The organism is Methylobacterium sp. J-070 (assembly GCF_022829385.1).
In the GTDB taxonomy this organism is placed as follows: domain Bacteria; phylum Pseudomonadota; class Alphaproteobacteria; order Rhizobiales; family Beijerinckiaceae; genus Methylobacterium.
In genome coordinates, this window is sequence record NZ_JAKSXX010000015.1 from 1 (window position 1) to 23,282 (window position 23,282).

Below are 23,282 nucleotides of genomic sequence, written 5' to 3' on the forward strand. Positions count from 1 at the left end.
CAGCTTCGACCGATCCTCGCCCTTGCCGTTCTGCTGATCGCGGCGCCGGCTCACGCCGAGGAGGGCTTCCTGGACAAGCTCTTCGGCGGCTCCGGGCGGGGCGCGCCGCCCAACCCCTTCGCGTCCAACTACCCGTCCGCCGCGCCGTCGCCCGACGACGCGCGCGCCGAGCAGCGGCGGCGGACCGACCGCGGCGAGCGCGGCGGCGTCCGGTCCGGGCCCCTGCCACCGGGCCGCATCCCGGAGGAGTGACGCCGGGTCCCGTCTCATGTCTTCGGCGCCGCCCTCTCCGCGCGCGGAGCGCTTGCGGCCGCAGCCGATACGGATTCGGCGACGGGCGGTCCTACAGGTCGCCGACGACGCCGGCCTCATCCTGCGCCTGGAGCACGTCCGGGCGCGGCATCGAGATGATGTTGTAGCCGGCATCCACGAAATGGACCTCGCCGGTGACGCCGCCCGAGAGCGGCGACAGAAGGTAGAGGGCGGAGCCGCCGACATCCTCCAGGCTGACCGTGCGCCGCAGCGGCGCGTGCGCCCGCTGATGGTTGAACATCAGCCGCGCGTCCGCGATCCCCGCCCCCGCCAGCGTCCGCATCGGGCCGGCCGAGAGGGCGTTCACCCGGATGCCGTCGGGGCCGAGATCGCCGGCGAGGTAGCGCACCGAGGCCTCCAGCGCCGCCTTGGCGACGCCCATGACGTTGTAGTTCGGCATGACCCGGGTCGAACCGCCGTAGGTCAGCGTCAGCAGCGTTCCGCCGGGCGACATGCGCTTGGCCGCGCGCTGCGCGACCTCGGTGAACGAGAAGCACGAGATCGTCATCGTCCGCACGAAGTTCTCGCGAGTCGTGACATCGACGTAGCGGCCCTTGAGCTGGGCTTTTTCGGAGAACCCGATCGCGTGGACGACGAAGTCGAGCCCGCCGTCGAAGCGCGCGTCGAGCGCCTCGAAGGTCGCGTCGAGGCTGGCGAGATCCTCCACGTCGCAGGGCAGCACGATGTCCGAGTCGAGCTTGGCGGCGAGCGGCGCCACCCGTCGGCCCAGAGCCTCGCCCTGGTAGGTGAAGGCGAGGCGCGCGCCCTCCGCGTGGAGAGCCTTTGCGATGCCCCAGGCGATCGAGTGGTCGTTGGCGACCCCCATGATCAAGCCGCGCTTGCCCGCCATCAAACCTGTCATGCCGACCCTATCCTGAACGAGCGCACCGCCTTCGGAACGAGGACGGGCCGCGGTGCGATCGACCGGACCGCAAGACCGTGCCTTAACGCGGCTCGCCGCACGCTCCAATCCGGCACGCGGTCGCCCGCGGGCAAAAAAAAGCCCCGCCGGTTGGCGGGGCCGTTCGAGGCGCTGGGCCTGCGGTCAGAAGTAGCCGTCCGTGTGGGAGCGCGCCTCGTCGATCAGGGCCTGCTTGGCGTAGATGGCGGCGAGGCCGGCCAGCATCAGACCGCCCAGGGTTCCGACAATAAAAGTGCTCATCGCCACCACCCGACCTCAACATCGGGTAAACGCCGCCCCCGGGCGGCGGTTCCGAATACGGGACAGTCAGGCGTCGACGTGCTTGAGCACGAGGGTGGCGTTGGTGCCGCCGAAGCCGAACGAGTTCGTCAGAACATGCCCGAGCTTGGCGCCGTCCCGACGCGTCCGCAGGATCGGCATGTCGGCGAAGGCCGGGTCGAGCTGGTCGATATGCGCGCTCTCGCAGATGAAGCCGTTGTTCATCATCAGGAGGCTGTAGATCGCCTCCTGGACGCCGGTGGCGCCGAGGGAGTGGCCGGTCAACGACTTCGTGGCCGAGATCGGCGGGCAGGCATCGCCGCGGCCGAAGACCTCGCGGATGGCCTCGATCTCCTTGTCGTCGCCGACGGGCGTCGAGGTCGCGTGCGGGTTGATGTAGTCGATCCGCGCGCCCTTTAGCCCGTCGAGGGCCTGGCGCATGCAGCGTACGGCGCCCTCACCGGAGGGCGCGACCATGTCGTGCCCGTCCGAGGTGGCGCCGTAGCCCGCGATCTCGCCGTAGATCCGTGCGCCGCGCGCCTTGGCGTGCTCCAGCTCCTCCAGCACCAGCACCCCCGCACCGCCCGCGATGACAAAGCCGTCGCGGTTCGCGTCGTAGGCCCGGGAGGCCCGCGACGGGGTCTCGTTGAACTTCGACGACATGGCGCCCATGGCGTCGAACAGCACCGACAGGGTCCAGTCGAGATCCTCGCAGCCGCCGGCGAAGATGATGTCCTGCCGGCCGCCCTGGATGATCTCGGCGGCGTTGCCGATGCAATGGTTCGACGTCGCGCAGGCCGACGAGATCGAATAGTTGACGCCGCGGATCTTGAACCAGGTCGCCAGCGTCGCCGAGGCCGTGGACGACATCGCCTTCGGCACGGCGAACGGGCCGATGCGCTTCGGACCCTTGTCGCGGGCGATGGCGGCGGCCTCGACGATCACCCGGGTCGAGGGTCCCCCCGAGCCCATGATGATGCCGGTGCGCTCGTTCGAGACGTCGTCGGGCGCCAGCCCGGCATCCGCGATGGCCTGGTCCATGGCGACGTGATTCCACGCGGTGCCGCCGCCGTGGAAGCGCATGGCGCGCCGGTCGACCACACCCTCGGGGTCGAGGCTGGGCGCGCCGGAGACCTGGCTGCGGAAGCCGTGCTCGGCATAGCTGGCGTCGCGCGCGATGCCCGAGCGGGCTTCGCGCAGAGAGGCGAGCACCTCCTGCGTGTTGTTGCCGATGGACGAGACGATACCCATCCCGGTGATGACGACGCGGCGCATGATGGTGACGATACCTCCGTCGCGGCCGCGGTCACCCGCGCCGCGTCCCGGTCAGCTAAGGTGACGCGGACACAATCTCAACAGCCGAGAGCGTTCGGCGTTGCAGACACACCCAAATCAGCGGTGGTGCGGGGCCCGCTCAGCTCTGAAACAGGCCGACCCGCATATCCTGCACTTGGTAAACGCGCTCGCCGTCGGCCTCGAGCCAGCCGTCGCCGATGCCGAGCACCAGCTTGCCCTGACGGACGCGCTTGACGTCGACGTTGTACACGACCCGCTTGATCGAGGGCAGCACCTGGCCGGCGAGCTTCACCTCGCCGACGCCCAGCGCCCGCCCGCGGCCGGGGGCTCCGAGCCAGCCCAGATGGAAGCCGAGCATCTGCCAGAGGGCGTCGAGGCCCAGGCAGCCGGGCATCACCGGGTCGCCCTGGAAATGGCAGGGAAAGAACCAGAGGTCGGGCCGGATATCGAGTTCGGCCGTCACGTGTCCCTTGCCATGGGCGCCGCCATCCGCGGCGATCGACGTGATGCGGTCGAACATCAACATCGGCGGCAGCGGCAATTGCGCGTTGCCGGGTCCGAAGATTTCGCCGCGCCCGCAGGCCAGAAGGTCCTCGTAGGAATACTGCGACCGGCGGCTCGCGTTCTGCGCGGGGGTCTCGGCGTCTGGCGGCATTGCGGTGGCTGTTTCCTCAGGATCGGTGCGAACGGTCCGTTCGCGGGCGACGTGATCACCCTTTCGGCGGCGCGCGGGTTAACACGGTGCGCCGCGCCTTCAAAGCAATTAGCCGCCGCCCCCCCTTGCGGCAGGGCTCGGGTTGCGGCTGACCGGGCAGTCTAATATACTGACGCGCCTAAGTTCCCTAGGCCCCTAGCCGAGCGTTCAGTCCAGCGATGTCCGAACCGGTGCCATTCCAGGCCGTCTTCAACGGCCGGGTCCCCGCTCCCCAGCTGGAGGCCAACGGGACTCCGCGCCGCGGCTGCCCGCTCTCCGACCTGCGCGACCGCCTGCGTCGCGCCGGCCTGCGGCCGACGCGGCAGCGCCTGTCGCTCGGCTGGCTGCTCTTCGGGCGCGGCGACCGCCACCTGACCGCCGAGATGCTGTACGACGAGGCCATGCGCGCCAAGGTGCCGGTCTCGCTAGCGACGGTCTACAACACGCTGCACCAGTTCACCGAGGCCGGCCTGCTCCGCCAACTCGCCCTGGATGGTTCGAAGGCCTACTTCGACACGAACCCGACGGAACACCACCACTTCTACTTGGAAGACGAGAGCCAGGTGATCGACATGCCGGATTGCGGCATCACGGTCGATTCGCTGCCCGAGGCCCCGGAGGGCATGGAGATCGCCGGCGTCGAGGTGATCGTCCGCCTCCGCCGCAGCCGTCCGGTGGGCCGTCGCCAGGCCTGAGCCCGGCGGATCTGGGTACAGCAGGATTCGCGCGCTTCGTGTTCGAGGCGGCGATCCAGCGTTTCCAGCCCGGCGCGACACCGAGGCTTAATAGCTCTTCGGTCTGGCGATGGGCCCGGGTTCTTGCCGACTGAGGTGCAGGCGCTGGCTGGGTCGGACCCGTCCGACAGGTTCGCGAACTGCTTGAGCGACCGTCGCGACGGAATCATCCGGCAGGCCGTAGCGATCGGCGCAAGGCGGTACCACCGCGTTCGTGAAGCGCTGAGGCGCGCCCGATGCGGGCAGCCCGCCTTCCCGTTCCAGGTCGACTTTGCGGAGTTCCTGCACCAGCGTGGCGCCGCGTACCGCCGCGTCCGCTGACAGGCGGCGACGGGCAACCGGCGGAACGACTCGAACCCTGGCGTATGCGTGCGCAGTCCCGCACCGGCGGCATCGCCCTCCCCGCTCGGGGCCTTCGCGACTGCGCGGGCGGCCACGGATTCCCTGGGAGACAACCGTGCCGGCGGCTGCGGTGTCGAGCGGCCGGGACTACTCGACCACCTCGTTCGGGTAGACCCCCCACAGGCGGTTCTGGCGGATGTAGCCGTCGACGTCTCTTTTGTTGGGGAGCGCCACGACCAGGCGGCACCACGTTCCCGTGCAGGCCTTCACGCTGCCGATCACGCCCGACTGCAGACGCGCCTCGTCCTCGGCGCCGTCGTCGGCCTTGGCCCGGAGCGAGATCGCAGCCTTTTCGGCGCCCTTGTCGGGGCCGGCATTCACCAGCGCCGTGCGCCGCCCGGACAGGAGCGAGTGCAGCACCCAGCCCTCCGTGCCCTCCGCGTCCCGGATCCGGCGCCACGTCTCGAACTCGCCGACGATCTCCACCGGCAGGCCCGCCCGCTGGAAGACCCACAGCGTCCTGTGATCCTTGGAGGGACCCTCCCGGAGGTTGACGCGATCGGTCTTGAGGCTGGCATAGCGCGGCAGCGGCAGCTTGGTCACCGGGCCGACGCCGGTCTCGGGTGCCGCCGGCGCGGCCGCGGCGCCGGTCGTGAGGCCGGCTGCCAGCGCCACCGCGACGGCGAGGCGGAGGGGTGACACGCGCATGGTCCTCTCCCAGTTTGGACGCGCCGTGACGGGACGCCGGACATGGTGGAAGCGGGGCCCGCCCGGCAAGGCCGTGCCGGCTTCCGATTGTGTTCCGGCCCACCTCTGGTAGAGAGGCCAGTGGGTCGGAACGGGCTCCGGAACCGGCGCCTCTTGACCGAACCTGTCTGGCCGAGTTCGGTTAACGGACGCTTGCGCAGAGCAGTCCGGGCGCGGGCGGCCGGGCGCGAGCCGCAACCAGGCCCGCGAGGCCGACCGGGGAGAGAGACGTGTCGAAGCGCAAGCCGCTGGTGGTTGTGACGCGGCGCCTTCCGGACGCCGTCGAGACGCGGATGCGCGAGCTGTTCGACGTCCGGCTCAACAGCGAAGACGCGCCGATGGCGACGGACGCCCTGGCGGCGGCCGTGCGCGAGGCCGACGTGCTGGTCCCCACCGTCACCGACGAAGTCGATTCCGGTCTGATCGCCCAGGCCGGTCCGAACCTGCGGCTGATCGCCAATTTCGGCAACGGCGTCGATCACATCGACGTGGCGGCGGCGCTGGAGCGCGGCATCACGGTCACCAACACGCCCGGCGTGCTGACCGAGGACACCGCCGACATGACCATGGCGCTGATCCTCGCGGTGGCCCGCCGGGTCACCGAGGGCGCGCGCATCATCCCTGACGACGAGTGGACCACCGGCTGGTCGCCGACCTGGATGCTCGGCCGCCGCATCACCGGCAAGCGGCTCGGCATCGTCGGCATGGGCCGGATCGGGCAGGCGCTGGCCAAGCGCGCCCGCGCCTTCGGGCTCCAGATCCACTACCACAACCGCCGCCGGGTCCCCGCTGCCATCGAGGGCGCGCTGGACGCGACCTACTGGGAATCCCTCGACCAGATGCTGGCGCGGGTCGACATCGTGTCGGTGAACTGCCCGCACACCCCCGCGACCTATCACCTGCTGTCGGCGCGGCGCCTCAAGCTGCTCAAGCCCGAGGCGATCGTGGTGAACACCGCCCGCGGCGAGGTCATCGACGAGAACGCCCTGGCGCGCCTGATCGAGGGCGGCGATGTCTCGGCCGCCGGCCTCGACGTGTTCGAGCAGGAGCCCGCGGTCAGCCCGCGACTCGTCAAGCTCGCCCGGCAGGGCAAGGTGGTGCTGCTGCCCCACATGGGCTCGGCGACCTACGAGAGCCGGACCGACATGGGCGAGAAGGTCATCATCAACATCAAGACCTTCATGGACGGCCACCGGCCGCCGGACCGCATCCTGCCGAGCATGCTCTGAGCAGGCGCCGCGGCGGGCCAAGCGGCGTGCGCTAGGGCAGCGCGACACCGGGCGCGGCGGCTTCGGCCGGCCGGCCTCGCTCCGGTCGCACAGCCGGCGGTGCCGAGCCCGGTGACGGCGAACGAGCGCCGTCGAAGGCCGAAGTCGGTCGACGCGTCAGAGCGCGTCGCCCGCCACGGTCTGCGGCTTGGCCATGCCCTGCACGCCCTGGAACAGGCGCTCGCTGGTCAATTTGAGGAAGTAGAAACCGAATTCCGGGTTCTGATAGTAGAGCTGCTTCACGTCCGAGTAGGTGACGCACAGGGCGTGTCCCGCCTCGACGCAGACCAGCGAGGCCGTGCGGGCGTTGCCGGGCGCGAGCAGACCGAGCTCGCCGACGATGCCGCCCTTGCGGACCTCGATCCCGACCTCCGGGATCCGGAACACGCCGCTCTCGACGTAGTACATCTCGTCGGCGGTATCGCCCTTTCGGAACACCACCTCGCCGATCCCGAACGGCCGGCGCGAGCCGAACGGGCGCAGCCATTCCAGGGAGAGGTCACCGTCGGCCGCCGTCTCGACGTCCCGGACGAGGCGCAGCATCTGCCAGAGCCGGTAGGCGTTGAACGGCATCTGGATCAGCTCGGTCAGCACCACCGGCATGCTACCGATGAGGATCCCGTAGGTGATCACCGCGCAGCTGGCGCAGAGCGAGATGATCCGCAGCGGGATCATCGTGCTCATGGCGGTGGCCGAGATCGTCAGCGCGGTGCCGATGTATCCGATGCCCTCGACCCAATCCATTGCGATCCCCCGAAGCGCGTTGCCCGGGGATGCCCGTCTTGTCCGGCTCCGGCAAGCGGGCCCCGCGCCGGCGCGACCGGCCGGGGTCAGGCCGTGCCGGCGCGGATCCGATCGGCGACCGCCTCGGCGGCGCGCATCCCCTCCGCGTAGGCGCCGCCGACCGTCCCCCATTGTTCCCGCGAGAGAGCTTCCCCGGCGAACCAGACGGTATCGGCGACCGGCTCCCGCAGGACGTGCCGCGCCGGCGCATGCCCGGGCGGGACGACCGCCCAGGATCCCAGCGACCAGGGGTCGTGGCGCCAGGTGCTTACCGCAGGGATGGTGAGGTCACGCAGCCGCGCCCGCCCGAACAGCGCGCCGAGCACCGCCCGGACGTGGCGGCGCACGCCGTCCACGCCCGAGCCGGCGGCGTCGATCGCCGCGGCCTCGTGCAGGTCGAGTTCGTAATAGTGGAACGGCGTGCCGTCGATGCGGGTGAGCAGCCCGGCGGGCACGTGCCGCGCGCCCTGGACCGCCGCGAGCCGGTCGCGCCCCCGGAACGGGCTCGACGGCCAGTGCAGGACCGCGTGCTCGTAGATGCCGGTGCTGAAGCCGTCGACGGCGGCGCGGACCGCGTTCGGCAGCGGCGGCGTGAAGGCCGGCCCGTCGCGCAGCACCATGATCGGCACGGTCACGATCGCCGCCCGGGCCCGGTATTCGGTACCGCCCGCGGTCGTGACCCGGACGCGGCCGCCCGACCAGTCGACCCGGGCCACCGGCGCGGAGAGCGCGATCGGCAAGCCGTCGGCGAGGCGGGCGAGATAGCTGCCGTAACCGTCGGCGAGGAAGAAGTTCTCGCTGTATTCCAGGCTCGGGAAGTCCTGGAGCGAGACCTCCTCCAGCGGCCGCCCGGAGACGAGGCCGTGGACCTGCGCCACCCGCGCATCCCAGGGGCCGAGGCTTGGCGGCAGCGCGCTGGCCGCCGACCGGTCGGCGCCGGCTTCGGCACCGCCGCGGGTCATGGCCTGGTCGGCGCGGGCGAAGGCGCGGGCATTCGCCCGGACCTCGTCGGGCCGGCCGGGCCGATGCCGCACCCAGACGTGGCTGTCCTGCGGAGCGCGGCGCAGCCGCTCTCCGCGGTCCCGTCCGAGCGCCACCAGGGGATTGATCGGCCCGGCATGGAGCCAATGCGCGCCGAGATCGAGGGCATGGCCGCGCAGGGACACGGTCAACGCACGGCCGCCGACGCGGTCGCGCGCCTCCAGCACCGCCACCGTCACACCCCGCTCCGCCAGGGTCCGGGCCGCTCCGATGCCGGCGGCGCCCGCGCCGATCACCAGGACCTCCGGCGTCTCGGGCAGCGGCGCCAGGCGCGGCTCGTAGGCGGGCCGGCGCGGCGCATCGGTCTGCCGGGGACCGGGCGCCTGCGGCCTCGGGATCCTCGTCGTTGCTCCCTTCACGTGCCCTCCCGTCGCTCCCCTGCCCTGCGGCGACCGCGGCCTTGCGCCGCCTGCCGCACCGCTCCACAACGCAGCCGCGCCGTCGTCGGCGCGCGCCGGAGCCCTCATGCGATGCTCGTCGAGTCCGCCACGGCGGCGTTGCGCCAGACCTTCTCGCCGCCGCTGCGGGCGATCCTGTGGAAATCCCTCGGCCTGACGCTCGGACTCCTCGCGCTGGTCTGGCTCGGGCTCACGCGGCTCATCCAGGCGTTCCAGGCCAGCCACCACATCTCCGCCCAGTACCCGATCCTCGACAGCCTCGCCTACTATCTCGCGGGCTTCGGCCTCGTCGTCGTGCTCGCCTATCTCATGCCGGCGGTCTCGATCCTGGTAGCGGGATTCTTCCTCGACGACGCGGCCGCCATCGTGGAGCGGACCGACTTCCCGGACGACCCGCCGGGGCGCGCCATGCCGCTCTCCACCGCCATGCTGTACGCGGTCCGCTTCGCCGGTGTGACGCTGCTGGTCAATCTCGCGGCGCTCGTGATCTTCTTCGTGCCGGTGATCGGGATCGCGGCGTTCTTCGCGGCAAACGCCTACCTGCTGGCCCGTGAGTATTTCGAGATGGCGGCCGCCCGGTTCCGCTCCCTCCCCGAGGCCGCCGAGATGCGGCGCGTGTTCTCGGGACGGACCCTCGCCGCCGGCTGCCTGCTCGCGGGCCTGATGGTGGTGCCGGTCCTCAATCTGCTGACGCCGCTGTTCGGGATCGCCCTGATGGTCCATCTGCACAAGCGCCTCAGCCGGCGCCTGCGTGTCGAGGGGCCGCGCCTGCCCGATCGGGCCGGATAGAGAGACCTGTCCGGGGGACCCGGGTCTTGAGCGGCGACATCGCGACCGGAAACGTGCCAGTCACCGTTCGGCACGATACTGGCGACCCGGCTGCCGCGCTGCGGCCAAAGCCCGCGCTGGCGGCGGTGCCCCCCGGCCGCTACCGTCGCGGCAACCCGGCCTGGCGCTTGGGCGGAGAGCGGATCGATGAAGGCGCACGACGTGGCCCAGGACGTGCCCCCGCCGCCGGGCAAGATCCCATTCCTGCTTGTCGGCCTTGCCGGCGTCGGGCTGCTGGCCTGGGGCGCGTATGGCCATTGGCGGCGGGACGCCGAGGCGACCGCCACCCTGGAACAGACCAGAACCCTGATTCCCCTGGTGCGCACGGTGGCGGCGGAACGCGCCGAGGGGCCCCTCGACCTGGTCCTGCCCGGGGAGATGCAGGCCTTCACCACGGCGGCGATCGCCGCGCGGGCCACCGGCTACATTGCGGAGCGGCGGGTCGACATCGGCTCGCGGGTCCAGGCCGGGGATCTCCTGCTCCGGATCGCCGCCCCCGATCTCGATCAGCAGCTCGCGCAGGCCGAGGCGCAGGTCGGCCAGCTGAAGGCGCAGCTGCTGCAGGCGCAGGCCCAGGTCGAGCAGGCCCGCGCCAACGTCAACCTCGCCAACCTCACCAACAACCGCACCACGACGCTCGCCGTGCAGGGCTGGGCCTCCCGGCAGAACGCCGACACCGCGCAGGCCAGCGTCCTGTCCCAGGCCGCGACCCTTGCCGCCGCGGAGGGGGGCGTGAAGGTCGCGACCGCCAACATCAAGTCACAGGAAGCCGCGGTCGAGCGGCTCCGGGCGCTCACGGCCTTCGAGCGGGTCGTGGCGCCGTTCGACGGCGTCGTGACGGTCCGCAACGTCGATGTCGGCGATCTTGTCCGGGCCGACAACGGCGGCACGTCGCTCCTGACCCTCGACCAGGACACCAGCCTGCGGATCACCGTCAACGTGCCGCAGAACGACGCCGTCGGGGTCAAGCCGGGGGTGAAGGCCGTGATCACGGTTCCGCAGCTCCCCGGCCGCAGCTTCGACGGGTTCGTCGAGCGCAGCTCGGTGGCCCTGAACGCCGCGTCGCGCACCCTGACCACGCAGGTCGACGTGCCGAACCCCGACCGTGCGCTGAGGGCCGGGCTCTACGCCTACGTGACCCTGAAGATCCCCAGGACGGAGCCGGCGATCGCGATCCCGGCCGAGGCGACGGTGTTCAACAGCAACGGCCTGCAGGTCGCGGAGGTCGGCGACGACGACCGGGTGACGTGGCGCACCGTGCGCGTCCGGCGCGACCTGGGGCGCACCCTGGAGCTGGAATCCGGCCTGACGGCGGCGAGCCGCGTCATCTACAGTCCGCCCCCGGAGCTGCGCGACGGCCAGGTCATCGAGCGCGTCAAGCCGCAATCCCCGCCCGCGCCGATGCAGTCGGCCGAGCGCTGAGCCTCAGTTCACCCGGACCACGAGCTTCATCTTCGGATGGATGCCGCAGAGGACCTGGAAGGTCCCGCGCTCGTTGAAGGTGATCGGTGTGCGGCTGCCAGGCTCCTGGTCGCCAGAATCGAAGTTGAAGCTCGGGGACTCGACGAAGGCGTGATGCAGGAGGTCGCTGTCGTCGTTGACGATCGTGATCGTCTCGCCGCGGCCTATGGTGAGACTGTCCGGGTGGAACATCCGCCCCTTCTGCGACACTGCGATGCCGGACGCGTTCAACTTATCAGCGATGAACAGGCCGCACCCTGCGCCGATCGATAGCGCCAGGGCGGCCGTCAGGATTGTGCGCCCGTACGACAAAACCAAGACCCTCGAGCTTAAGAGCGGCACTCCATTCTCCCTGCCCGAAGATTAACGAACCTCTTCGTTCACCGAAGAAACATTTTCGCGATACACAAATTATCGCACATCGCATCGAAGGACCGATTTTCGAACGGTCGATGCGGCCGCCGCGGCTCAGACTTCTCGCTCGGATGGGATAATCAGCTTTTAATATGTGACGATTACACCTGACCTGACCTGTGACGTGGCGGCCGGTGCGATGCGAGACCCCGAAACAGCCAGGGACGTAAGGGGGCGGCCCGTGTCGGAACGCCCGGCGCGACGCACCTTCGGACTGGCGACCACGATCCGGGGCCGGATCTTCGTGGCGTTCCTCGGCATGAGTCTGCTGTCGGGCGCCCTCGGGCTCTACGCGGTCGCGGCGATCTCGCACATCGGGACGCTGATCAACCGCACGTACGACGAATCGCTGATGTCCATCAATTACGCCCGGGCGACAGCGGCCGATTTCGCCAAGATGCAGGCGGCCTACGCGCGGCGGATGAGCCGTCGCGACCCGACGGAGATCGCCAAGCTCGATGCCGAGATCGCGGCCCTCTCGACGACGCTGGCCGAGGACCTGACGATCGCCGTCGAGCGCTCGCAATCCGCACGGGCGGTCCGTTCGGCCGGCGCCGTCCAAGCGGCGGTGGCGGCCTGGGAAGAGATGCGCCGGGGGATCGATCCGTCGACGGCGCGGCCGGAGCGCTGGGAAGCCCTGGATCAGAGGGCCGCCGTCGTGGACAACCAGATCGACCTGCTGGTGAATCACACGGCGGGCGACGGTTTCACCTTCCGGCAGGCGGCGCGGATGCTCGTCGCCTGGGAGATGCGGCTCAACGCGGTGGCGGCGGGAATCGCGATCGGCGCCTGCGCGCTGATCGCGTGGCTGCTCAACCGTCGCATCAGCGGGCCTCTGGCCGCGGCGTCGGCCGCCGCCGAGCGCATCGCCAGCGGACGCCTGGACGACGGCATCCCGGCCGGGGGACGCGACGAACTCGGCAGCCTGCTGCGTTCCATGGCGGCCATGCGCGACAACATCCGCGCCATGATGGCGCGCGAGGTCAGCCAGCGCCGTCGCGCCGAGGCGCTGGTCACCGACGCGGTGCAGACCTCGCGCGAGGCCGTGGTGATCGTTGACTCGGCCGGGCGGATCGCCCTGGCCAACGCACAGGCCCTGCACGTCTTCGACGGCCTCGAAGCCGCGATGGAAGCCGGCATCTGCCTGACGATGCCGCCCTCGGGACGTCCCGAATCCGAGCAGATCGCCGATTGCTTCCGGGCGCTCAGTCAGGACGGCGACAGCCGCCTCGCGGACGGACGTTGGCTGCGGGTGAGCCGCAGCGCCACGCAGCAGGGCGGCTTCATCGCCGTGTGCAGCGACATCAGCCTGCTGAAGGAGCAGGAGGATCGCCTGACGCAGACCAATCTCCGGCTCGACGCGGCCCTCGACAACATGTCCCAGGGCCTCTGCCTGTACGACGCGCAGAACCGGCTGATGGTTGTCAATCGCCGCTACGGCGAGATCTACGGCCTGTCCCCGGGGACGGTGGTGCCGGGGATGACCACCCTCGAGGTCATGAACGCCAGCCTGGTGGCCGGCAACCATGTCGGGCAGGACCTCGAGACGCTGCTGCGTCAGCAGGGCGAGGCCTTCCAGAACGGGGCGTGGCGCACGCATTTCCAGGAGTTGAGCAACGGTCGCGTCGTGGCGATCGACCGCCGCCAGACCGCGGACGGCGGCTTCGTGGCGACCTACGAAGACGTCACCGAGCGTCGGCGCGCCGAGGCCCGGATCGCGTTCCTGGCCCACCACGACATGCTCACCGGACTTCCGAACCGCCTGGCGCTGGGCCAGCAGATCGAGGCGGCCGTCGCGCAGGCCGGTCGCGATCACGGCTTCGCGGTGTTCGCGATCGACCTCGACGATTTCCGACCCGTCAACGAGACGCTGGGGCACGGGGTCGGCGACGAGCTCCTGGCGGCGGTGGCCAACCGGCTCACCGCCTGCGTCCGCGAGATCGACTGCGTCGCGAGGCTCGGCGCCGACGAATTCATCATCGTCCAGCGCGGCATCGACCGGCCAGAGGATGCCGCGGTGCTGGCCCGCCGGATCATCGAGGTGGTGAGCGCGCCCTACAGCCTGAGCAGTCACGAGATCAGCGTCGGATTGACCATCGGCATCACCCTGGCGCCGAGCGACGGGACGAGCTGCGAGAAACTTTTGAAGAACGCCGAGGTCGCCCTCGACCGCGGTAAGTCCGAGGCGCGGGGCGCCTTCCGGTTCTTCGAGCCCGAGATGGACGCCCGGCTCCAGGCGCGCCGGATCCTCGAACGCGATCTGCGCGACGCCCTCGCCCGCGAGGCATTCGAGGTCTACTACCAGCCGATCTACAGCCTCGACACCGACCGGATCTGCGGCTTCGAGGCCCTGCTGCGCTGGGATCACCCGGTCCGCGGCTTTATCTCGCCGGCCGAGTTCATCCCGATCGCCGAGGAGCTCGGCCTGATCGTGCCGCTCGGGGAATGGGTGCTGCGGCGCGCCTGCGAGGAAGCCGCCCGGTGGCCCGACGGGCTCAAGGTCGCGGTCAACGTCTCGGCGGTTCAGTTCACGTCGGCCAGCCTCGTCACCGCGGTGCGCGAGGCCTTGCGGCGGACCGGCCTGCCCGGCCGGCGGCTGGAACTGGAGATCACCGAGTCCGTGCTGGTGGCCAATCCGGGCGCGACCACGGCGATCCTCCACAGCCTCAAGGCGCTGGGCGTGCGCGTCGCGATGGACGATTTCGGCACCGGCTACTCGTCGCTGAGCTACCTGCGCAGCTTCCCGTTCGACAAGATCAAGATCGATCAGTCCTTCGTGCGGGATCTCTGCATGAAGGACGGGACGGACTTCATCGTCCGGGCGGTGATCGGGCTCGGCGCAAGCCTGGGCATGACCACCACCGCCGAGGGCGTCGAGACGGAGGCGCAGCTCGCCCAGCTGCGTGCCGAGGGCTGCGACGAGGTCCAGGGCTACCTGTTCAGCCGCCCGGTCCCGGTCTCCGAGGTCACCGAGGTGATCCACCGCTGGAACGGGACCTGCCGGGCCATCGCCTGAGTGGCCCGCCCGGGCTCCCCTGGGTGAAGCGGCCTCGTCCCGAAGCTTGGCCGGTGGCGCTCAGGTCTCGGCCTTCGGCGTGGCGCTGAGTTCGGCCCAGTCGAACTCCTCCTCCAACAGGTAATACGCATCGTCGCCGATCCGTCCGCGCCGCCGCAGGGACAGGACCGCGTCGCGCGCGGCCTCGATGGCCCGGCGGCGGACGGCGTCGGCCGGCAGGCTCTCCGGCGCCCGACCCTCCTCGTGTTCCTCGGCCTCGGCGAGCGCCGCCTCGAACTCGGCGCGCAACGCCACGGTCGCCGGTTCGTCCGCCACCTCCGCCAGGCTGTTCAGGGCGGCCTCGTAGGCGGCGGCCCGGGCGCGGCCGGTCTCGCGTCCCACCGGATCGTCGTCCTCCAGCTTCAGGTAGGCCAGCAGCGGGCGCAGGGTCAGGCCCTGGACGATCAGGGTGCCGAGCACGGTGAAGAAGGCGGTGAACACCACGAGATCCCGGTGGGGGAACGCGGCGGGCAGCGCCAGGGCCGCCGCCACGGTGACGATCCCGCGCATCCCCGCCCAGGACAGGGCGAGACCCGGCCCGAGTCGGGCCCGGGCCCCCGCCTGCCGCAGGCCGAGCCCGCGCATCCCGGTGGTCGGCAGCACCCACGCGAGCCGGGTCAGCACCACGGTGGCGAAGGTCGCGCCGGCGAGGACGAGGGCCTGCCACGCGTCGGCGCCGGTCAGCCGGTCGCGGATCGGGTCGATCTGGATGCCGATTAGCACGAAGGCCAGGACGTTCAGCACGAACACCGCCGTGTCCCACACCGCGTACGAGATCACCCGGGTCCGGGGTGCGGTGATGCCGGGCGCGCGGCGCGCAACCGTCACCGCGTAGCTGACGATCGTGAGGACGCCCGACATCTCCAGGCGCTCGGCGGCCAGCCAGATCCCGAAGGCCACGACGAACTGGATCACGATCGCGCTCGCCGGGTCGGTGATCCCCCGCGCGAGCCGGACGAAGAGCAGGCCGAGGCAGGGGCCGGCCGCCAGGCTTGCCACCACGCCGATCAGGAAGGCCGGCGCAACCTCGGCCGGATGGAAGCTGCCCGCCATCGCGGCGGCGACGGCGAGGCGATAGATCAGCAGCGAGGCCGCGTCGTTGAGAAGGCTCTCCCCGCGCAGGATGGTGGCGAGGCGGTGCGGCATCGGTGCGTGTTTGAGCACCGCCAGCGCCGCCACCGCGTCGGGCGGAGCGACAACCGCGCCCAGGACGATGCAGGCTGCCAGCGGCATGTCCGGCACGATGAGCTTCGCCACGACCGCGACGGCGAGCGTCGTGACCGCCACGGCCCCGACCGCGAGCCCCAGCACGGCGCGCCAGTCCGCTTTCATGTCCCGGACCGAGGCGTCGAACCCGGCATCGAGCAGGACCGGAGCCAGGAACAGGGCGAGTGCCAGCTCCGGATCGAGGCGCAGGTTCGGTACGCCGGGAACGAAGGCGAGGCCGACGCCGCCCAGCGCGAGGAAGGCCGGGTAGGGTGCGCCGAGCCGGCGCGCCAAGCCGGCCAGCAGGACGGCGCCGAACAGGACGCCGACGACCCATTCGAAGATCAACATGGTGCTGAAAGAGGTCGGGCGCTGGGACCGTTCCCGATCCCGCGGTCGCAGGACGGCCCAGAGCCGGCCGGTCGCCGAGGGGTCGAGCCTCCGTCGCGGGTGGGGGCACCGATGCGTCTGCGTGACGGAATGCCGGCAGCCGATGAGGGCGAAGGCCCGCTGATGCCGGGTCTTTGCAGGATCCGCGCGCTCGCCTAACCCTGCGGCCACGACACCACAGGATCGCCGATGCCCGAGACTCCCGTCTTCACCTCCGCGGCCGTCGCCGCGCCCCACGCCCTCGCCGCCCAGGCCGGCCAGACGGTGCTGGCCCAGGGCGGCAACGCCATCGAGGCGATGGTGGCGATGGCAGCCTCCATCGCGGTGGTCTATCCGCATATGAATGGGATCGGTGGGGACGGCTTCTGGCTGGTGCGCGAGCGCGGCGGCCGGGTTCGCGGCATCGAGGCCTGCGGCCCGGCCGGGCGCCTCGCCACGATCCAGCGCTACCGGGAGAAGGAGTACGACGCGATCCCGTCCCGGGGGCCCGACGCCATGGTCACGGTGGCGGGCGCGGTGGGCGGCTGGGCCCTCGCCCTGGAACTGTCACGCGCTCTCGGAGGCCGCCTGCCCCTGGAGACCCTGATGGCGGACGCGATCACGCAGGCGCGGAACGGCGTCCCGGTCTCGCCGTCGGAGGCGCGCTACGTGCCCCAGGAACTCGACACGCTGCACGAGGCCCCGAATTTCGCCGGGACCTTCCTGAAGGACGGCAAGCCCTATCCGGCCGGCGAGACGCGGTCCCTGCCGCACCTCGCCGCCACCCTGGAACAGCTCGCCCATGCCGGCCTCGACGATTTCTACCGCGGCGATGTCGGCCGCGAGATCGCCGCCGACCTGGAGCGCCTCGGTGCGCCGATCACCCGGGCGGACCTGAAGGCCTTCTCGGCGGTCGAGCGGGCCCCGCTGTCGATCCGGCGCAGGGACGCGACGCTCTACAATTTTCCGCCCCCGACCCAGGGGCTCGCGGCCCTTCTGATCCTCGGCATCTTCGACCGGCTGGGCATCGCCGAGCCGGAGAGCACGGCTCACTATCACGGGCTGATCGAGGCGACGAAGCGGGCCTTCGCGATCCGCGACCGAGTGGTGACGGATTTCGCCCGCCTGCGTCACGACCCCGCGGCCTTCCTGACGCCCGAACGCCTCGCCCGCGAGGCGGCGCGCGTCGACATGCGCCGGGCCGCCACGGTGCCCCTCCCCGATCCGGGCCACGGCGATACGGTCTGGATGGGGGCGATCGACAAGGACGGGTTGGCCGTCTCCTACATCCAGTCGGTCTATTGGGAGTACGGCTCCGGCACGGTCCTGCCGGCCACCGGGATCTGCTGGCAGAACCGGGGCATGTCGTTCGCGCTCGATCCGAACGCCGTCAATCCGCTGGAGCCGGGCCGGCGCCCGTTCCACACCCTGATCCCGGCGCTCGCCGCCTTCGACGATGGCCGGGTGATGAGCTACGGCAGCATGGGCGGCGACGGGCAGCCGCAATTCCAGGCCCAGATCTTCACGCGCTACGCGGATTACGGGATGTCGGTGGCCGACGCCGTCGACGCGCCGCGCCTGCTCTACGGCCGGACCTGGGGCGCACCCTCGCTCAGCGTGAAGGTGGAAGACCGGTTCGATCCGGCCTGCATCGCGGCGCTCGGTCGCCTCGGTCACGAGATCGAGGCGCTCGGCGGACCCTACATCGATTCCCTCGGCCATGCCGGCATGCTGGTCCGCCAGCCGCGGGACGGGCGGATCGAGGCCACGCACGATCCGCGCTCGGACGGCGGCGCCTGGGGGCTCTGACAGCGGCGATCCGGATCCGCCGCTCAACCCGCCTGAACGAGCCAGCAGGCGGCGCGCAGGCGCACCACGCCGCCGTCCGCGTGCCGGCGCAGGACCTCCGCCGCCGCCGCCTCGGCCCGGGCCCGGAGGTCCGGGGCGGCCTCGCGGACGAGGTGCGAGTTCGGCCCGAGTTCCAGGGAGACCCGGGTGGCCGCCGCGATGGCCGCCGCGTCGGTCTCGCCCCGGCCGAGGACGATATCCCGGTCGACCGCGTCGCAGGCGACACGCGCGAATCCGGCGCCGCGCAGGAGGGCGACCAAGCCGTCCGCGTCGGCGAAGCGGAACGGGCCTGGGGTGTCCGGGTCCGGCGGTTTCGGGGCCTCCGGCAGGAGCGGCAGCACCGCCGCGCGGACCGCGCTGACCCACAGATTCTCGGGCAGCGCCCGCCAGCACAGGAAGGTCAGCCGGCCCTCCGGCTTGAGCATCCGGCGCACGTTAGCGAGGGCGCGGGCGGAATCCGGGAAGAACATCACGCCGAAGCGCGACAGGATCTGGTCGAAAGGCCCGAGATCGGCGGTCTCGACATCGGCTTCGACGAACCGGATCGGGGCAGCGCCGGGCGCCTCCGCGTCGGCCCGGCCCCGCGCCACGGCAAGGAGCGGCGCCGAGATGTCGGCGCCGGTGACGCTGCCGCCGGGTCCGACCCGGCGCGCGACCTCCAGGGTCGTGGCCCCCGCGCCGCAGCCGATGTCGAGGACGGACGCGCCGTCGCGGAGGGGCATCCGCGCGAACAGCGCCTCCGTCAGCGGGACGAACATCGCGTCGAGGACCGCCTGGTTGCGGGCCCAGCGCGTGCCGACCTCGCCGTTCCAATACTCGGTCTGGGTGAGGCCGCCCGCCATGTCCGGTTCTCCCTCAGACCGTCGTCGTGGCGACCGACAGCGCGGGCTTGTGGTTCAGGGTCTGGAACACCACGCAGTAGCGCTCGGTGAGTTTCAGGAGCTGCGCGAGCTTGTCCTCGGGGGCGTCGGTGTCGAGTTCGAAGAACAGGCGGATGCTGCGGAAGCCCACCGGCGCCTCCTTGTCGACCCCGAGGGTGCCGCGGAAATCGAGGTCGCCCTCGGCGCTGACCGTCCCGGAGCGCAACGGGATCTCCAGGGCGGTCGCCACCGCCTTCAGGGTGACACCCGCGCAGGCGACCAGCGCCTCCAGCAGCATGTCGCCCGAGCACAGCTCCGCGCCGGAGCCGCCGGTCGCCGGATGGAGCCCGGCCTCCGCGATGGCGCGGCCGGTCTCGACCTTGCAGGCAATCTTGGTGTCGTCGAGCGTGCCCTTGGCTTTCAGGGTGATGACTGCGGCATCGGGAGCCGTGCGGTACTTGTCCTTGATGGGAGCCTGAAGGGCTCGCAGCGCGCTGGCGTCCATGGCGTCGTCCTCTCGGTGCCGGTCTTGCCCGGCTCTCTTATGGGTCTCGCCCGCCTCTGAGCGGCAGGCCGGAGCGGCCGGCTCCGTCGGGATTTCGTATAGGTGCGCGGGGGGCGGACGGAAAGCGGCCCTCAGGCGCGCCCGGTCAGCGCCGCCACCGCCGCAGCGAGGGCGTCGACCTGCGCTTCCTCGTGGGCCGCCGAGAAGGCCACCCGCAGCCGCGCGGTCCCGGCCGGGACGGTCGGCGGACGGATCGCCACGACCAGGAAGCCGGCCTCCTCCAGCGCCTCCGAGATGTCGAGCGCCGCCTGCGCCTCGCCCACCAGCACCGGCACCACGGCGCTCTCGGCCTCGGGCAGGCCAAGGCGCGCGGTGAAGCGCCGCGCGAGGGCGAGGGGCCGGGCGCGCCGCGCGGGCTCCGCCTCCAGGATCGCCAGCGCCTGCAGGGCGGCGGCGGCCGAGGCCGGCGGAAGCCCGGTCGTGTAGACGAAGCTGCGGGCGCGGCTCGTCATCAGGTCGACCACGGGGCGCGACGCGCAGAGATAGCCGCCATAGGAGCCGAGCGCCTTCGACAGGGTGCCCATCTCCAGCGGCGCCCGCGGTCCGTCCTCGACCACGCCGATGCCGTGGGCGTCGTCCACCAGCGTCCAGGCGTCGAACGCCTCCGCGACCCCCAGGATGTCGGCGAGCGGAGCCCGGTCGCCGTCCATGCTGAACACCCGCTCGGTCAGCACGAGGGCGCACTCATGATCGGCCCGGTGCTCCGCGAGCCGGTCCGCGAGGTCGCCGGGATCGTTGTGGCGGAACGTCACCACCCGCGCGCCCGACAGCCGCGCGCCGGCCCACATGCAGGCGTGGGACAGCGCGTCCAGCAGGACGAGATCGCCGCGCCCGGCCAGCGCCGGGGTGATGCCGAGATTGGCGAGGTAGCCGCTGCCGAAGACGAGGGCAGCGTCTAGGCCCTTGTGCCGCGCCAGCCGCGTCTCCAGCGCCCCGAGATACGGGTGGTCGCCGGTGACCAGCCGGGATCCGCCGGCGCCCGCGCCGTGCTTCGCCGCGGCCTCCTGTGCGGCCGCGATCACCCGCGGATGGTGTGACAGGCCGAGATAGTCGTTGCAGGAGAACGAGACGAGCGCCCTGCCCCGCCGGGCGGCCGCCGCGCCGATGCCGCGCTCGGTCGGGACCAGCCGCCGCCGCAGGCTGCCGGCTTCCAGGGCGTCGAGTTTCCCGCGGGCGAAGGCGTCGAGGCTGTCCATGCGGCGGGTTTGGGGCCGGGCCTCGCGGGGATGTCAAGTGGGACGGCGACGTGCCGCGCCACCGCCCGCAATCCCGGATCGCGGCGCCCGCTTGACCCACACCGCCCCGGACGGGCATGCCCCCGCGATGCGGCCCGACCCCTCCCGCGCCCATCTCTGGCGGCCCTACACGCAGATGGGCCTCGCGCCCCCGCCCCTTGAGGCGGTGGCGACGCACGGCACGCGCATCGTCCTCGCCGACGGGCGTGAACTGGTGGACGGCATCGCCTCGTGGTGGACGGCGGTGCACGGTTACAACCATCCGCACATAGCCGGCGCCGTGGCCGACCAGCTCGCCCGCATGCCCCACGTGATGTTCGGCGGCCTCACGCACGCCCCGGCCGAGCGCCTCGCGGCGCGCCTCGCCGCGCTGCTCCCGGGCGATCTCGACCACGTGTTCCTGTGCGATTCGGGCTCGGTCGCGGTCGAGGTCGCGCTGAAGATGGCCGCCCAGATGTGGCTCAACCGCGGGGTGAGCGGCCGCACGAAGGTGCTCAGCTTCCGCGGCGGCTATCACGGCGACACGATGGGAGCGATGTCGGTCTGCGACCCCGAGGAGGGCATGCACCGGCGGTTCGGCGCCTATCTCCCGACCCAGATCTTCTGCGATCTGCCGCGGGGCCGCGCCGACGCCGAGGCGCTCGACGCCACGCTCGCGGCCCATCGCGAAACCCTGGCGGCCGTGATCGTCGAGCCGCTGGTCCAGGGGGCGGGCGGCATGCGCATGCACCCGCCCGAGGTACTCGCCACGGTGGCGCGCCTCGCCCGCCGCCACGGCCTGCCGCTGATCGCCGACGAGATCTTCACCGGGTTCGGGCGTACCGGCAGTCTCTTCGCCTGCGAGCAGGCCGGGATCGTGCCCGATATCCTCTGCCTGTCGAAGGCGCTCACCGGCGGCACCATGGCGCTCGCCGCGACCGTCGCCCGCACGGAGGTGTTCGCGTCGTTCTGGTCCGAGGACCCGGCCGCCGCGCTGATGCACGGCCCGACCTTCATGGCCAATCCCCTCGCCTGCGCGGCGGCCAATGCAAGCCTCGACCTGTTCGAGGCCGAGCCGCGCCTCAGCCAGGCCCGCGCCATCGGGCTCCGCCTCGCCGAAGGGCTGGAATGCCTGCAGCGCGTGCCCGGCGTGGCGGATGTCCGGATCCTGGGTGCCATCGGCGCGGTGCAGTTCGCCCGTGCGCCCGACCTCGCCGCCCTGAAGGCGCAATTGTTCAACCAGGGGGTGTGGGTGCGCCCGTTCGGCGACATCGTCTACCTCACGCCGGCGCTCACCATCGCCGAGGCGGACCTAGACCGGCTGATCAACGCCGTGGTGGCGGTGGTGAGGGAAGGCTCCGCGCCGACCGGGTGAGGATGGTTTGTTTCCCAAGGCGGCCGCTCTCGCCCGACCGGGCTGCAACCCGGGACCGTTTGTGTCGTTGGGCCTACGGCTGAAGACGCGTGCGGCGGCCCTCGCGGCCGGACGCTGCCTGAGGGAGTCACCAGTGGCGAGTGAGCAGACGGGTTCGGACGGCGATCGGCCGGTCATCCTCCTGGTTGAGGACGAGGCGCTGACGATCATGGACCTCGGGGACGTTCTGGAGGAAGGCGGCTACGACACGGTCCAATGCGCCTCCGCCGAGCGGGCGCTCAGCATCCTGCAGGCGCGTCCGGATATCTGCGGGCTCGTCACCGACGTGCAGCTCTCCGGCAAGACGGACGGTTTCGATCTCGCCAGTTCGGTGGCCGAGGCGCGCCCGCGGCTGCCGATCCTGATCGTCTCCGGCCGGGCGGCGCCCGATCCGGCCCGCATGCCCGAGCATGCCGACTTCATCGCCCGGCCCTGCACGGGCGAAGATATCCTGGATCGGCTTCAGCGTCTGATGCACTGCTGAGCCTTCGGCGCCGTCATCGCAGCGTCACCGGCCGGCGGCACAGGGTCTCGGGCGGCCGGCGACGGGGGACGAGCGGTGCAGGTTCAGGATCAACCGGCGGCCGCCGGCACACAGGCGGGCGCTCCGGTGAGCGAAACTCCGAAGAACGATCGTCGCGACGTTGACACGCCCGCCCTGGAGCTGTCGCCGAAGAAGCTGCGGCCGCCGGGGGTCCGGAGCGTCGGATGGGCGCTGGTTCAGGCCGCACGGCTGCATCGCGCCCGCACCGGCGACCGCTTGGCGAAGCTCGGCTTCTTCGCCGGGCAGGAGCAGGTCGTGCAAGCGCTGGCGGCGGTCGGCACGATGACGATGGGCGATCTCGCCACCCTTCTGCGGGTCCGTCCGCCCACGGCATCCAAGACCGTGACGCGGCTCGCGGCACTCGGCATCGTCGAGCGCCGGGCCGAATCGGGCGACGGGCGCGTGGTCCGGGTCCAGCTCACCGAGGCCGGCCTCGCGAAGGCCGCGGCGATCGAACGGATCCAGGAGGAGGTCGAGGCCGAACTGCTCGACCGGCTCGACAAGACCGATCGTCGTCGCCTGCGGAAGCTGCTCCGGAAGGCCGCCCGCGGGCTCGCCGATGCGGCCGGTGCGTCCGGCCAGGATACCGATGCCGAGATCGAGGCCGAGGACGAGGCCGAGGGTCTGGCGACCTGACCGGCGGCGTTCGGGCCGCCGAACGCACGGTGTGGAAACCGCTCGCCCTGCATCGTCGTCAGGCTGGGATCTG

At 71.5% G+C, this 23,282-nt stretch carries 21 protein-coding genes; 10 read left to right on the plus strand and 11 right to left on the minus strand.

The window, feature by feature from the left end; translation table 11 throughout:
- Positions 1-252 (plus strand): hypothetical protein (locus MKL01_RS00320; RefSeq protein ID WP_243903252.1); only part of this gene is annotated, 252 nt, incomplete at its 5' end.
- Between the two features lie 91 nt (positions 253-343).
- On the opposite strand, the gene fabI is transcribed toward MKL01_RS00320, so the two are convergent.
- From fabI to fabA, 3 genes are all read right to left on the minus strand, one after another.
- Positions 344-1,174, minus strand: a complete 831-nt coding sequence (gene fabI, locus MKL01_RS00325) for an enoyl-ACP reductase FabI (RefSeq protein ID WP_243903253.1) — start codon at positions 1,172-1,174, stop codon at positions 344-346.
- A gap of 366 nt (positions 1,175-1,540) precedes the next feature.
- Positions 1,541-2,767 (minus strand): beta-ketoacyl-ACP synthase I, encoded by a 1,227-nt coding sequence (gene fabB / locus MKL01_RS00330; protein ID WP_243903254.1) that lies wholly within the window; start codon positions 2,765-2,767, stop codon positions 1,541-1,543.
- Between the two features lie 139 nt (positions 2,768-2,906).
- Entirely contained in the window at positions 2,907-3,443 is a 537-nt protein-coding gene (fabA, locus tag MKL01_RS00335) for a 3-hydroxyacyl-[acyl-carrier-protein] dehydratase FabA (RefSeq protein ID WP_243903255.1), read from the minus strand.
- 218 nt (positions 3,444-3,661) lie between these two features.
- On the opposite strand from fabA, the gene irr reads away from it, so the two are divergent.
- Entirely contained in the window at positions 3,662-4,177 is a 516-nt protein-coding gene (gene irr / locus MKL01_RS00340) for a Fur family transcriptional regulator Irr (protein ID WP_243903256.1), read from the plus strand.
- A gap of 528 nt (positions 4,178-4,705) precedes the next feature.
- Here the strand turns inward: irr and MKL01_RS00345 are convergent.
- Positions 4,706-5,266: an SH3 domain-containing protein gene (locus MKL01_RS00345; protein WP_243903257.1), complete on the minus strand. Its 561-nt coding sequence runs from the start codon at positions 5,264-5,266 to the stop codon at positions 4,706-4,708.
- Between the two features lie 269 nt (positions 5,267-5,535).
- Between MKL01_RS00345 and MKL01_RS00350 the strand changes: the two genes are divergently transcribed.
- Positions 5,536-6,534, plus strand: coding sequence for a 2-hydroxyacid dehydrogenase (locus tag MKL01_RS00350; RefSeq protein ID WP_243903258.1), 999 nt, complete (start codon positions 5,536-5,538; stop codon positions 6,532-6,534).
- A gap of 156 nt (positions 6,535-6,690) precedes the next feature.
- Here the strand turns inward: MKL01_RS00350 and MKL01_RS00355 are convergent, their stop codons facing one another.
- Entirely contained in the window at positions 6,691-7,317 is a 627-nt protein-coding gene (locus tag MKL01_RS00355) for a Crp/Fnr family transcriptional regulator (protein ID WP_243903259.1), read from the minus strand.
- Between the two features lie 86 nt (positions 7,318-7,403).
- Positions 7,404-8,735 carry a flavin monoamine oxidase family protein gene (locus tag MKL01_RS00360; RefSeq protein ID WP_409566185.1) on the minus strand — a complete coding sequence of 444 codons (1,332 nt, stop codon included), beginning with the start codon at positions 8,733-8,735 and terminating at the stop codon, positions 7,404-7,406.
- A gap of 132 nt (positions 8,736-8,867) precedes the next feature.
- On the opposite strand from MKL01_RS00360, the gene MKL01_RS00365 reads away from it, so the two are divergent.
- Together MKL01_RS00365 and MKL01_RS00370 are read left to right on the plus strand one after the other, a co-directional pair.
- Positions 8,868-9,584: a sulfate transporter family protein gene (locus MKL01_RS00365; protein ID WP_243903260.1), complete on the plus strand. Its 717-nt coding sequence runs from the start codon at positions 8,868-8,870 to the stop codon at positions 9,582-9,584.
- Positions 9,585-9,770: 186 nt separating this feature from the next.
- A complete protein-coding gene (locus MKL01_RS00370; RefSeq protein WP_243903261.1) occupies positions 9,771-11,045 on the plus strand; it encodes an efflux RND transporter periplasmic adaptor subunit in 1,275 nt (424 codons plus the stop codon).
- Between the two features lie 3 nt (positions 11,046-11,048).
- On the opposite strand, the gene MKL01_RS00375 is transcribed toward MKL01_RS00370, so the two are convergent.
- Entirely contained in the window at positions 11,049-11,276 is a 228-nt protein-coding gene (locus MKL01_RS00375; protein WP_243903262.1) for a methylamine utilization protein, read from the minus strand.
- Between the two features lie 361 nt (positions 11,277-11,637).
- Between MKL01_RS00375 and MKL01_RS00380 the strand changes: the two genes are divergently transcribed.
- Entirely contained in the window at positions 11,638-14,514 is a 2,877-nt protein-coding gene (locus MKL01_RS00380) for an EAL domain-containing protein (protein WP_279604317.1), read from the plus strand.
- Between the two features lie 60 nt (positions 14,515-14,574).
- On the opposite strand, the gene MKL01_RS00385 is transcribed toward MKL01_RS00380, so the two are convergent.
- Positions 14,575-16,110 (minus strand): cation:proton antiporter, encoded by a 1,536-nt coding sequence (locus MKL01_RS00385; RefSeq protein ID WP_243903264.1) that lies wholly within the window; start codon positions 16,108-16,110, stop codon positions 14,575-14,577.
- Between the two features lie 228 nt (positions 16,111-16,338).
- Between MKL01_RS00385 and MKL01_RS00390 the strand changes: the two genes are divergently transcribed.
- On the plus strand, positions 16,339-17,937 hold the full coding sequence (locus tag MKL01_RS00390) for a gamma-glutamyltransferase family protein (RefSeq protein ID WP_243903265.1): 1,599 nt from the start codon (positions 16,339-16,341) through the stop codon (positions 17,935-17,937).
- A 23-nt stretch (positions 17,938-17,960) separates the two neighbouring features.
- On the opposite strand, the gene MKL01_RS00395 is transcribed toward MKL01_RS00390, so the two are convergent.
- The 3 genes from MKL01_RS00395 to MKL01_RS00405 all read right to left on the minus strand — a co-directional run bounded on the left by MKL01_RS00395 (position 17,961) and on the right by MKL01_RS00405 (position 20,597).
- Positions 17,961-18,818: a class I SAM-dependent methyltransferase gene (locus MKL01_RS00395; protein WP_243903266.1), complete on the minus strand. Its 858-nt coding sequence runs from the start codon at positions 18,816-18,818 to the stop codon at positions 17,961-17,963.
- A gap of 13 nt (positions 18,819-18,831) precedes the next feature.
- On the minus strand, positions 18,832-19,341 hold the full coding sequence (locus MKL01_RS00400; RefSeq protein ID WP_243903267.1) for an OsmC family protein: 510 nt from the start codon (positions 19,339-19,341) through the stop codon (positions 18,832-18,834).
- A gap of 131 nt (positions 19,342-19,472) precedes the next feature.
- Positions 19,473-20,597, minus strand: coding sequence for an aminotransferase class I/II-fold pyridoxal phosphate-dependent enzyme (locus tag MKL01_RS00405; RefSeq protein WP_243903268.1), 1,125 nt, complete (start codon positions 20,595-20,597; stop codon positions 19,473-19,475).
- 127 nt (positions 20,598-20,724) lie between these two features.
- Here MKL01_RS00405 and MKL01_RS00410 point away from each other — a divergent pair, with 127 nt between their 5' ends.
- The 3 genes from MKL01_RS00410 (at position 20,725) to MKL01_RS00420 (ending at position 23,209) form a co-directional block, all read left to right on the plus strand.
- The gene (locus tag MKL01_RS00410) at positions 20,725-21,990 is read left to right on the plus strand and encodes an adenosylmethionine--8-amino-7-oxononanoate transaminase (protein WP_243903276.1); all 1,266 of its coding nucleotides are present in this window, start codon (positions 20,725-20,727) and stop codon (positions 21,988-21,990) included.
- Between the two features lie 133 nt (positions 21,991-22,123).
- Positions 22,124-22,513 (plus strand): response regulator, encoded by a 390-nt coding sequence (locus MKL01_RS00415; protein WP_243903269.1) that lies wholly within the window; start codon positions 22,124-22,126, stop codon positions 22,511-22,513.
- A gap of 174 nt (positions 22,514-22,687) precedes the next feature.
- Entirely contained in the window at positions 22,688-23,209 is a 522-nt protein-coding gene (locus tag MKL01_RS00420; RefSeq protein WP_243903277.1) for a MarR family winged helix-turn-helix transcriptional regulator, read from the plus strand.
- Positions 23,210-23,282: the final 73 nt, after the last annotated feature.